The 11,601-nt window shown below is 71.7% G+C and carries 9 protein-coding genes; all 9 read right to left on the minus strand.

Annotated elements, in window-relative coordinates; genetic code table 11:
* Window positions 1-51 precede the first annotated feature (51 nt).
* Window positions 52-921, minus strand: coding sequence for a hypothetical protein (locus OHS59_RS07975; RefSeq protein WP_328492678.1), 870 nt, complete (start codon window positions 919-921; stop codon window positions 52-54).
* Complete coding sequence (gene dgoD / locus OHS59_RS07980; protein ID WP_328492679.1) at window positions 918-2,063, minus strand: galactonate dehydratase; 1,146 nt, start codon at window positions 2,061-2,063, stop codon at window positions 918-920. Before dgoD ends, OHS59_RS07975 begins: the two co-directional genes overlap by 4 nt.
* Window positions 2,060-2,815 carry a FadR/GntR family transcriptional regulator gene (locus tag OHS59_RS07985; RefSeq protein WP_328492680.1) on the minus strand — a complete coding sequence of 252 codons (756 nt, stop codon included), beginning with the start codon at window positions 2,813-2,815 and terminating at the stop codon, window positions 2,060-2,062. Before OHS59_RS07985 ends, dgoD begins: the two co-directional genes overlap by 4 nt.
* 88 nt (window positions 2,816-2,903) lie before the next feature.
* A complete protein-coding gene (locus OHS59_RS07990; protein WP_328492681.1) occupies window positions 2,904-3,701 on the minus strand; it encodes an SDR family NAD(P)-dependent oxidoreductase in 798 nt (265 codons plus the stop codon).
* A 92-nt stretch (window positions 3,702-3,793) separates the two neighbouring features.
* Window positions 3,794-5,914 (minus strand): alpha-galactosidase, encoded by a 2,121-nt coding sequence (locus OHS59_RS07995; protein ID WP_328499109.1) that lies wholly within the window; start codon window positions 5,912-5,914, stop codon window positions 3,794-3,796.
* Between the two features lie 38 nt (window positions 5,915-5,952).
* Complete coding sequence (locus tag OHS59_RS08000; RefSeq protein ID WP_328492682.1) at window positions 5,953-6,819, minus strand: carbohydrate ABC transporter permease; 867 nt, start codon at window positions 6,817-6,819, stop codon at window positions 5,953-5,955.
* A complete protein-coding gene (locus OHS59_RS08005) occupies window positions 6,819-7,763 on the minus strand; it encodes a carbohydrate ABC transporter permease (protein ID WP_328492683.1) in 945 nt (314 codons plus the stop codon). The genes OHS59_RS08000 and OHS59_RS08005 overlap by 1 nt, the downstream gene beginning before the upstream one ends.
* 1 nt (window position 7,764) lies before the next feature.
* A complete protein-coding gene (locus tag OHS59_RS08010; protein WP_328492684.1) occupies window positions 7,765-9,051 on the minus strand; it encodes an ABC transporter substrate-binding protein in 1,287 nt (428 codons plus the stop codon).
* 114 nt (window positions 9,052-9,165) lie between these two features.
* On the minus strand, window positions 9,166-11,379 hold the full coding sequence (locus tag OHS59_RS08015; RefSeq protein ID WP_443061399.1) for a glycoside hydrolase family 27 protein: 2,214 nt from the start codon (window positions 11,377-11,379) through the stop codon (window positions 9,166-9,168).
* Window positions 11,380-11,601: the final 222 nt, after the last annotated feature.

Raw genomic sequence — 11,601 nt, forward strand, 5'->3', positions numbered from 1 at the left:
AAACTCCTTGTGGCACAGGTTGGTTCACGCGTTCTGCGTTCACGCGTTGTTTCAGGTGCAACGGCAGTTCTCGGTCAGCGTCAGCCGCCACCGCACCTCGCCGGACGCGGGTACCCGGGCAACATCACCGGCACCCGCCTCGGCGAGGTCGAAGACGCGGCCGAGCATGGGCTCGACGCCCGTGCTGCGGTACGGGCCCCCGGCGGGGAAACCCGCGAGGTTGCGCCACAGGGCGACGGACATCGGCTGCCCCTCGGCCTCCAGGGCCAGCGACAGCCGGTCCGTGTCGTCGTGGACGCAGCACCCGGCGGCGTCCACGACGGCTCCGACCGCGGTGCCGTCGTCCGGGCCGAACCGGTCCAGGCGCAGCCCGCAAGGAGCGGGCCAGTTCCCCTCCACCCACGGGGCGCCCTTAGGCCACGCCCGCTCCAACAGCGGTGCCGCTTCGGGGAAGAGGCGGGTGCGCGCACCTTCGCCGATGTGGAGGCTCGCCCGGTCGGAGAGGTCGAGCAGGGCATGGGCGGCCCACACGAAGCGGAAGCCCGCGTCGGCCGTCAGCACGTAGTCGGCCTCCGCGCCCTCCCTGGTGCCACGGATCGTGCGGCTCAGCGTGAACCGGTCGCAGTGGACGGCGTACCGGTCTCCGGCCGGGTCCGAACCCGGGCCCCTGTCCAGGTCCCCTCCCCGGTCCGCCTCCCGTGTCCAGGGCCGTGCCCAGGCGTCCCCGTGGTCGGGGGTGCCGCGGACCGTGGGGACGCACTCCTCCAGTCCGCCCGCGTCCACGAAGGGGTCGCCGGGCGACACGCTCTCCCGCTCGGGAGCCTCGCGGTGCCACAGCCACTCCCGGCCGGCAGCCGTGCGCAGGGAGGTCCAACGGCCGCCGAGGGCAGGGTCGGTGACGATCTCCAGCGGCATGCTCACCACTCCGCGAAGGAGCCGTCGGCGTGCCGCCACACCGGGTTGCGCCAGGCGTGCCCGGACCGGTCGGCGGCCCGTACCGCGGCCTCGTCGACGGTGATCCCGAGTCCGGGGGCGTCGCCGCGGGAGGCATGCCCGTCGACGAACCGGAACGGCTCGGGGTCGGCCACGTACGACAGCAGGTCGGCGTCCTTGTTGTAGTGGATACCGCGGCTCTGCTCCTGGATGAGGAAGTTCGGTGTGGCGAAGGCGACTTGGAGGCTGGCCGCCAGGGCGATCGGGCCGAGCGGGCAGTGCGGGGCGAGCTGGGCGCCGTAGGTGTCGGCGAGCGAGGCGATGCGGTGCACCTCGGAGATGCCGCCGGCGTGGGACAGGTCGGGCTGGGCGACAGCGATGCCCGCGGTGAGCGCGGGCAGGAAGTCGGCCCGTCCGTACAGGCGTTCACCGGTGGCGAGCGGGATCGGACTCGCCTCGACGAGTCCGGCGAGCAGGTGGCCGTGCTCGGGCAGGACGGGTTCCTCGACGAACAGCGGGTGCAGGGGCGCGAGTTCGGCCAGGACGCGGCGGGCGCCGGCGGCGGTGAGGCGGCCGTGGAAGTCGACGGCGACATCGCGGTCCGGGCCGAGCGCCTCGCGGGCGGCCGCCACCCGGCTCACGATCGCGGCGGTCTCGGCGGGAGTGGGGATCGGTGAGGTGGCTCCGGCCGCGTTCATCTTCACCGCGGTGAAGCCCGCCTCGACCTGGGCGGCTATCTGCTCGGTCAGTTGGGCGGGTTCGTCGCCGCCGACCCAGGCGTAGACCCGGACGCGGTCGCGCACCGGACCGCCCAGCAGGGCGTGCACCGGGGCGCCGTACGTCTTGCCCGCGATGTCCCACAGGGCCTGGTCGAGGCCGGCGACGGCGCTGGAGAGGACCGGACCGCCGCGGTAGAAGCCGCCCTTGGACAACACCTGCCAGTGGTCCTGGATGCGCAACGGGTCCTGGCCGACGAGGTATTCGGCCAGCACGTCGACGGCGGCGCGGACGATCTCGGCACGCCCCTCGACAACCGGTTCGCCCCAGCCGATGACGCCTTCGTCGGTCTCGATCCGGCAGAACAGCCAGCGGGGCGGAACCAGGAAGGTTTCGATACGGGTGATCTTCACTGAGAGCGGGAGCCTTCCGTCTCGTCGGGCGCATGGGGGTCGTCGGCGTCGCCGAGGCGGTCCAGATCGCGGCCGGCCTGGTCGAGCAGGGCGCGCATCGCGGTCTCGGCGGCCCGTGGGTCCCGGTCGCGTACGGCGTCCAGGACGGCTCGGTGCGCCGGGACCGGGTCCTCGCTGTGCGGGGAGCTGTGCACGATGCGGTCGCGATGGGCCAGGCCCGACTCGATCACCATCTCCATGCGTTCGAGGAGTTCGTTGTGGGTGGCGGCCAGCAGGGCCCGGTGGAAGGCGAGGTCGGCCTCCACGGCGTGGGCGGCGTCACTGGCGCTCTCCCCCATCGCGTCCAGGGCGCCGTCGAGGGCGGCCAGGTCGGCATCGGTGCGCCGGTCGGCGGCCAGCCGCACGGCGGCCGGTTCGATGATGGCGCGCACCTCGGCGAGGTTCTGCAGCAGCGCCTCGTCGGCCTCGGAGGTGCGGCCGCCCTCGAACTGCCAGCGCAGTACGTCGACGTCGAGGAGGTTCCACTCGGCCCGGGTGCGGACGAACGTGCCGCGCTTCTGGCGGGCGTCGACCATCCCCTTGGCGGCCAGCACCTTGAGGGACTCACGCAGAGCGGTGAGGCTCACGTCCAGCTCGCTCTGCAGCGCCACCAGGTCCAGCGTGGCCCCCTCGGGGATCTCGCCGCCCAGGATGCGGCGGGCGAGGACTTCCACGGTCTGGCCGTGCACGCCGCGGCGGGCATAGGGCGTCATCTCGTACAGCCTTTCTGCTGGGCTTTCTGCTGGGAGGCGGGCTCTTCTGGGAGGTGGGCTCTACCGGGAGGTGAGCGTGGTCAACCGGTCATGCGGAGGCCTTGACGACGCTCCAGCCGCCGTCCACGACCAGGCTCGTCCCGGTGATGTAGGAGGCTTCGTCGGCGCCGAGGAAGGCGATGGCCGCGGCCACCTCCTCCGGTGTGCCGAAGCGGCGCGCCGCCGTCTCGGCGATGCTGCGCTCCCGGTCCCCGGGCGCGACCCTGTCCCAGGCGGCGGTCAGGATGGGGCCGGGCACGACGGCGTTGACGCGCACCTCGGGCCCGTACTCGACGGCGAGCTGGGAGCACAGGGACAGCAGGGCTCCCTTGGAGGCGGCGTAGGCGGGGTGGCCGGGGATGCCGCGGTTCGCGTGGACGGACGAGGTCAGCACCACGGCTCCCCGGCGTCTCCGCAGGTCGGGCAGGAGGGCCTTGAAGCCGAGGAAGCTGCCGGTGGTGTTGACGGCGAGCTGCCGCTGCCACGAGTCGAGGGACATCTCGTGGGCCGGGGCCACCTCGACGGTGTAGGCGTTGCTGACGAGGACGTCCACGGGCCCGAAGTGGTGGGCGGCGGCGACGATCCGGGTCCAGTCGTCCTCCGCGGCGACATCGGCCCGTACGAACCGGGCGCGGCCGCCGGCCTTCGTGATGCGCTCGGCGACGGTCTCGCCCCGGTCCTCGGCGAGGTCGGCGAGCACGACGGCGGCGCCCTCCTCGGCGAGGCGTTCGGCCGTGGCGGCTCCGATGCCGGAGGCCGCTCCGGTGACCACGGCCGTACGGCCCGTGAAGCGATCGGCCGTACGGCCGGTGAGGCGGGCGCCGGGCCGTCGTGCGGGCTGCTCCATCGTGGGGTTCGACTCCTTCGGTGCTCTTCGCGTGCGGGGGACGGCCGGTGAGCCGTCGCGGGAACGTCCTGAAAACATATGCCGGACCGCTGTCACCGCCGTGTCAGGACCACCAGTTCGGCGTCGTGGTCGTCGCTCCAGGTGAAGGGCAGCCCGTAGTGGAGCAGATGCGCTCCGCTGTACGTACGGTCCGTGTCGGCGTCGTGGTAGCGCGCACGCGGGTCGAGACCGCGCAGCCTGAGCCGGTCGGGGCGGCCGGGCAGCAGCGGGGCCCCGTCGAGGCGCCCGGTGCCGAGGGCCGCGACGACCGTGCGCCCCGACCGCGGGTCGTCGTACTGCACGCCGAAGGTGGGGCTCGCGGGCGTGCCGAGGAGGTGGACGTCTCCCTGGTGGACGGTCTCCCGTACGTCCTTGTAGCGGGCGATCCACCGGGCGGCCTCGGTTCGCTGTCCGGGCGTCCAGGCGCGCAGGTCGGCCCCGATGCCGAGGACGCCGCACATGGCGTTGACGAACCGGAAGGCGAGGCTGCGGGGGCGCGGGTCGAAGATCCCGGGGGCGTCGGTGACCCATGAGCTCATGACGTGCGGGGCGTGGGCGTGCAGGAAGCCGTACTGGATGGACAGCCGGTCCAGCGGGGCGGTGTTGTCGCTGGGCCACACGACGTCGGTGCGTGCAACGGTGGCGTGCTCGATGCGGGCGCCGCCGCCCGCGCAGCCTTCGACCGTGACGTCGGGGTGGGCGGCGCGCAGGTGGTCCAGGACGCGCAGGTATCCGCCGACGTGCTCGGCGTCCAGGTCGGGCCGCCCGTCGTGCGGGGCTCCCGGACGGCCGCGTTCGGTGGGCGGCCGGTTCATGTCCCACTTCAGATAGCTGATGTCGTACGTGTTCAGCAGCCGGTCCAGTGTGCCGATGACGAAGTCCTGGACGTCGGTGCGGCCGAGGTCGAGCAGCAGCTGGTTGCGGACCAGCCGGGCGGGGCGGCCCTCGATCCGGTAGGCCCACTCGGGGTGTTCGGCGTGGAGGCGGCTGCCCGGGCTGACGGCCTCGGGCTCGACCCACAGGCCGAAGTCGAGGCCGAGCCCCCGGATGTCGTCGACGAACCGGCCGAAGCCCTGCGGGAAGGCCGCCGGGTCCGGGTACCAGTCGCCCAGTCCCCCGGTGTCGTCGCCGCGGCCGGTGAACCAGCCGTCGTCGACGACGAACAGTTCGGCTCCGATGTCGGCGGCCAGCTTGGCCAGTTCCAGCTGCCCGGCCGCGTCGACGTCGAAGCCGGTGGCCTCCCAGGAGTTGTAGAGGACCTTGCGGGGCCGGTGCAGCCGCTCGCCGGAGAGCCTGCGTTCGTAGCGGTGCCAGACGCGGGAGAGCCCGTCGAGGCCGTCCGGGCTGAACGCGCAGGCCAGACGTGGAGTCGTGAGGGTCTCGCCGGGGGCCAGGGGCACGGCGCCCTCGTGCGGGACCCGTCCTGCGCGGACGCGTACGAGGCCGCCCGGTTCGGCCTCCGCGGTGATGTGCCAGTTGCCGGACCATTCGAGGGCGATGCCGTAGGCCGCGCCCTCGTCCCGGGCCTCCCCGGCTCCCCCGTCCTGTACGGCGAGCCAGGGCGCGTACGCGTGTCCGGGCACGCCCTGGAGACTGCCCATGGTGAACGTGCCCCGGGGCAGGTCGAGTCGGGTGCGCTGGAACTCCTGCGACCACTGGCCGGTGAGATACGTCAGGCGGGCGGCGCCCGCGACGGGGATGTTCACGGCGGCCGAGTCGAGCCGTTCCAGGCGCAGTTCGTCAGTGGTCGCGGTCAGTTCGGTCCAGCGCAGGATCACGTCCGTGCCCGGCACCGTCTCGTAGCAGAGGACCGTACGCAGGCCCAGGACATCGTCGGAGAAGGCGAGCCGCAGACCGCACTTCCCCTCTTCGTCCCCCTCTGCCGCTTCCTCCGCGCCGTCGAAGTGCCACCACGAGCCCCGCTCACCGTCCGCACGCCCGGCGATCAGCTCGCTTCCGGTGAACGGCCGCAGCCCGTACGGCAGATACTCGGCCGGTGCCGCGTCCGCGGGCGTGATGAAGTGGGTGCGCCGCGACCAGTCGAAGGCGGACGGGCCGTCCTCGACGCCGGTCGGGCCCCAGGCTTCGAGCTCGGCCCACGGGCCGTCCGGGGACAGCCGCACGGTGTAGCTGGTGTGCTCGGCGCGCAGGGTCCAGCGCCGGGGTGTGGTCACCTGACCGGCTCCCGTCGCGACCGGCCCGGTTCCCGTCGTCACTTCACCGCTCCCAGGTTGAGGCCGGCCACGAAGTGCCGCTGGAACCGCAGGAAAACGATCACGGTGGGCGCGGCGGCGATGACGGAGCCGGCGGCGATCACGTTCCACATGGACACGTACTGGCCCTGAAGTCCGATGAGGGCCGCGGTGATCGGCATCTTGGTGTCGCTGCGCAGCACGGTGATCGCCCACAGCAGGTCGTTGAAGATCCAGGTGAACGACAGCGCGCTGAGGGCCGCCAGGGCGGGGCGGGTCAGCGGCAGGATGATCCGCCAGAAGATCTGCCAGGGCCCGGCGCCGTCGACGACGGCCGCCTGCTGGATCTCCGGTGGGATGGACCGCATGAAGCCGTGCAGGACGAAGACGTAGAAGCCGACACCGAAGCCGATCTGTACGCCGATGAGCGCGGGCAACGTGTCGTAGACGCCCAGCAGTTCGCTCAGCTTGGAGACGGGGATGAGCAGGATCTGCGGCGGGAGCAGGTTGCCGCCGAGCATGAGCAGCAGCAGGGAGCGGCGGAACGACATGTCGTAGCGGCTGAGTCCGAACGCGGCCATGGCGGCCAGCGCGAGCGTCACCAGGACGGCCGGCACGGTGACCAGCAGGCTGTTGATCAGGGCGCGCTGCTGGCCGCCGTCGTTCCAGGCCTGGCCGAAGTTGCCGAGGGTGAAGGAGTGCGGCCAGCTGCCCAGGCCGTGTGCGGCGATGTCGTCGAAGGTGCGCAGGCTGGTCACCAGGACGAGGGCGATGGGCAGCAGCCACAGGACCGCCAGGGTGCCGGCGCCGAGGTGGAAGCCCGCGGTCGCGGCCCGCCTGCGGCGCAGCGCGGTGGAGGAGGCGGACGGGGCTGACGGGGCGGACATCAGTCGGCCTCCCGGAACGCGCGGACGAGATAGGAGCAGATGACGCCGAAGGCCAGCACGAAGATGACGACGGCGAGGGCGGACCCGTAACCGAGGCGCAGGGACTGGAAGGCGGTGGAGTACATGTACGTGCTCAGCAGCTCGGACGAGTGGTAGGGGCCGCCGCGGGTCAGCGACCACACGACGTCGAAGGAGCGCAGCGAGTCGATGACGATGACCGACAGGACGACGGCGTTGACGCTGCGCAGCTGCGGCAGGGTGACGTGGCGCAGTCGCTGCCAGGCACTGGCGCCGTCGACCTTGGCGGCCTCGTACAGGGCCGGGTCGATGCCTTTGAGGCCGGCCAGGTAGAGGACCATGACGTAGCCGATCTGCCGCCAGAGCGCGGGCACGATCACGGCGTACAGGGCGGTGTCCTGGTCGGCGAGCCAGGCGTGGCGCAGGCTGCCGAGGCCGACCGATTCGAGGAGCTGGTTGAGGACTCCGTCGGGCTGGTAGATGGCCTGCCAGACCAGTGCGGTGGCGACCAGGGAGAAGACGACGGGCAGGAACAGTGCGGCCCGGTAGAAGCCGACGCCGCGCCGTTCCTGCTGGAGCATGAGCGCGGTGCCGAGGCCCAGCAGGGCGGAGAGGCCGCCGAAGAGGACGAGCCAGAGCACGGTGTGGCCGGTCGCGTCGAGGAAGACGTCGTCGTGGGCCATCTCGCGGAAGTTGTCCAGGCCGACGAACTTCGGTGCGGAGACGCCGTCCCAGCTGGTGAGGGCGAGGTAGAAGCCCTGCAGGGCCGGCCAGAACACCCACACTGCCTCGACCAGCAGCGGGACGAGGACGAAGGCGAGGACCAGCGGGGGTGTGCGGCGCGGGCCCCGGTTGCGCCTGCCCCGGGGAGCCGGCGGGGCAGGCGCCTTTCGGTCGGGGACGGTCAGGACCGCCGTGTCGGGCATGTCAGGCGTTCCAGATCTTCGCGGCGTCGCGCTGCCAGTCGGTGAGGATGGAGCCGATCTGTTTGGGCTTGGCGATGAACTTGGTGAGGGCGTTGTCCGCGGTGGGCTGGAGTGCGTCGCTGGAGTCCCGGTTGAAGAACTGGGTGATCTCGGTGGCCTCCTCGATGTGCGCCCGGCCCTTCTTCACCAGGGCGGTGCCGGCGTCCTCGGCCTCGGGGTTGCACGGCAGGACGGTGCCGGACGAGCCCTTGATGTAGATCTCCTGGGCCTCGGCGGTGGCGAGGTAGCGCATCAGGTCGACGACCTGGTCGTGGCGGCCGGTGCGGGCGCTGGCGAAGTAGCCGTCCGTGGGAGCCTCCTCGGCGAGCGGGACCTTCGCGTCGATGACGGGGAAGCGGAAGAAGTCGATGTCGTCGAGGGCGTCCTTGGGCGCGGCGTCGGCGAAGAAGGTGCCGATGAGCATCATGGCGCTGCGGCCGTTGAGCAGGGAGGTCGTGGCGTCCTGGAAGGCGACGGCGGTGCCGTCCGGGTCGAAGTAGGGCAGTACTTCCTGCCAGCGGTCGAAGACCTTGCGCACCTCGGGGTCGTCGAACCGGTGCTTCCCCGCGAGGAGTTCGCGGTGGTACTCCGCGCCGTTGATCCGGATGTCCAGGTAGTCGAACCAGGCCGAGGCCACCCAGGCGGTGTTGCCGCCCGCGCCCAGGCCGATGGGGTTGACGCCCTTGCTCTTGAGCTTGTCGCACAGGTCGAGGAAGTCGTCCCAGCTCTTGGGCTCGCTCACGCCCCACTTGGCGAAGTTCGACTTCCGGTAGAACATGCCCCACCAGTAGTAGGTGGTGGGCACGAACACCTTCTTGCCGGAGGCGGCGGTGCACAGGCTGTTCAGGGCCTTGGAGTAGCCCTTGAGGTCGGGTGAGGACCAGACCTCGCCGAGGTCGAGCAGCAGGTCCTTCTTCGCGTACGCGTCGGCCACCGAACCGGGGTACCAGGTGTAGACGTCCGGCGGGTTGGCGGAGGTGAGGTACGTCGGCAGCTGGGTGCGGAAGGTCTCCGCGGCGACCGTGTTGAGGCTCGCGCGCCCCGAGCCCTTCTTGGCGTACGCGGCGACGACGTCCTCCATCGCGGCCTTGGCCTGCGGGGCGGAGAGGTTGGACTGGAGGGTCACCGAGCCCTTCGACGAGCTCTTGCCGGTCGAGGTGGAGGTGACACAGCCGCTGAGCAGCGCCGCTGTCCCGGCGGCGCCGGCCCCGGCGAGAAACCGGCGGCGGCTTGCGTGGTGGTTCGTCATGAATGGCTCCCTGTGGATCCGCGCGGGCGGGGCGGGCCCTCCTGACGGCCGGGCCCCGCTCGCGCTGATCCAGATTCGCGTGACGCTCGCGCCACGTCAAGAATAATTACTAATTTATTTGAACTGGGTGAAGCGAGTCAGGTGAACGCGGCCGTCGACGCCGCGGAACACCGCGTCGACCGTGCCACCGGGGCCCGCCACCGCTCCGAGCGAGCCGTCGAAGGCGGCACCCGGGAACTCGTCCCGCTTGGTCCAGCCCTGCCAGGCCCCGTTCGCGTACCGCTGCTGCCAGAGCGTGTAGTCGGCGGCGCGCGCGTACAGCACCACGTCGTCCCCCACGCTGACGAGCGTCGGGCTGCCGCTGACGGTCCCGCCGATCGAGGTCCACTGCGACCACTCCCCCGACGCCGTCCGGGACCGCGTCCACACGTCGTCCGCCGCGGTACGGACGGCCACGTGGACCTGCCCGTCCGCGTCGACGACGGCGGACGGCCGCCCGTACGTCTGCCGCCCACCGGGTGTGCCGAGCGACGACCAGCCGGACGACGGGCCGCGCCGCACGACCTCGCCGTCGGTGCCGCGGGCGACCAGCGTCCAGTGGCCGGGGTCGGTGAAGGCCACCGTCGGCGCGTCGGTCACCCGGCCGCCGAGGCTCTGCCACGCGCCCCAGTGCCCGCCGTTGAGGACCCGCCGGTACACCCGGGAGTCGGCCCCGCGCACGAAGACGTCGATCCGGCCGCCGGCCGAGGCGTACGCGGCGGGCTGCCCCAGGATCCTGCCTCCCGTGGGACCACCGAGGTCCCGGGTCCGGCCCCCGCCGTCGGAGGTGGGGGTGTGCTGGACGAGGGAGCCGTTCGGCCCGCGCAGGAAGGTGGTGAGCGTGTCGCCCTCGCGCGTCACGGCCGGACTGGCGCCGGCCTTCTGCCCCAGACTTGTCCCAGGCAGGGCGTCGGCGCCGGTCAGCTTCAGGAACGCGGTCCCGTGCGCGGGGACTTCGACCGTGTACGTGTCGCTGTGGGCGCCCCGGTCCGTGCGGGCCCGCAGGTCGCGGACCTTCACCGCCCCGCCGAGCCCGACATCCGAGAACCGGACCGTGCGCTCGGCCGGCTCGTCGGAGCGGTTGAGCAGCACGACCGCGCGCCGGCCCTCGCCCTGGAGGACCTTGCTGTAGACGTCACCGACGGAGTCGCTCGCCACCCGTACGCCCTGGACGGCCAGGGGATCCTGGTCGACGGCGACGATCTCCGGGTTGCGCAGCGTCCTGAGCATCGACGGCGACAACGTACGGGGATCGGAACCCAGGACGAGCGGCGAGGCCATCTCGGCCCACATCACGAACTGGGTGGTGGACTCCTCCTCCGTCAGCTCCAGGGAACCGTCGCTCATGCGCCGGGTGGGGATGAGGTAGTCCGGGTCGTTGTAGTGGCCAGGACCCTGCGCCTCGGGGTGCCAGGCGTTGGCGTCCATGTTGCGCAGCACGTTGGGCCACTGCCCGGCGGTCGGGGTCCCCCAGGCGATGTCCGTGCCCGTGCGCCACGAGTCGGCGATCGTCGGGGCGTAGACGTACGAGTTGTGCGCGTCCTGCTCGGGCGTGTGCGGCACGCCCCAGTCGTCGGTCAGCGGGTTGCACAGGTTCAACAGCATCTTCCGGCCCGACTTGGCGACCGCGTCGCTGAACTCCTTGAACGCCGGGCCCGGATCGAGCTTGGCGCCGATCCCGCACAGGAAGTCGACCTTGACCGCGTCGATCTTCCAGCCGGCGAACTGCCGCGCGTCCTCCTCGTAGTGGCCCCTGCTGCCGAGTCCGCAGCTCTTGCCGCCGTCGTAGGCGCCGGCGTCGGTGTAGATGCCCGCCTTCAGACCCCGCTTGTGGAGGTAGGAGACCAGGGCCGGAATGCCGGAGGGGAAGCGGTCCGGATGGGCGGCCAGCTTGCCTTGTGCGTCACGCGGGTTGTCGGCCTGCCAGCCGCCGTCGAGCCACACGATGTCGTAGCCGCTGTCGCGCAGACCGCTACTCACCAGCTTGTCGGCGACCGAGCGCACCTCCTTCTCGGTGGGTGCGCCGAGCCCGTAGTAGGTGTTCCAGCCCATGTAGGGCGTGGGCGCGAGACCACTGTCGTAGTACTCGGGCGCGCCCTGATCGACGGCGGTCCCGTCAACGACGGTCCGGCCACTGGCGGTCCGGTCGACGGCGGTCCGGTCGACGGCCGGCTGTGCCGTGGCCGCTGGGGCCGCGGTCACCGCCAGGACTGTCGCTATCGCGGCCGTGGTGGCACGGCGGGTCAGTCTGCTTGCCGCGGGTGTGCGGACCTGCGGGTGTGAAGTCACTTGCCTCTCCCGATGGTTGGGAAGCACGAGGGCGCTGGGAAGCACGGGGGCGTGACGCGGGCCGCACTGTGACAGGGGCCGCCGACGTCACGGCGAAGACTGTGGCGCGTGGCCGAAACGCTGTCAATATTAATTCCTAATTTAATAGAAAGACGGGTGGGTCATGTCGCAGGGGTTGACAGGAATCCCTCCGCGTCACAGCCTTTGGCAACGTTGTCAGTG

It is taken from the genome of Streptomyces sp. NBC_00414, assembly GCF_036038375.1.
In the GTDB taxonomy this organism is placed as follows: domain Bacteria; phylum Actinomycetota; class Actinomycetes; order Streptomycetales; family Streptomycetaceae; genus Streptomyces.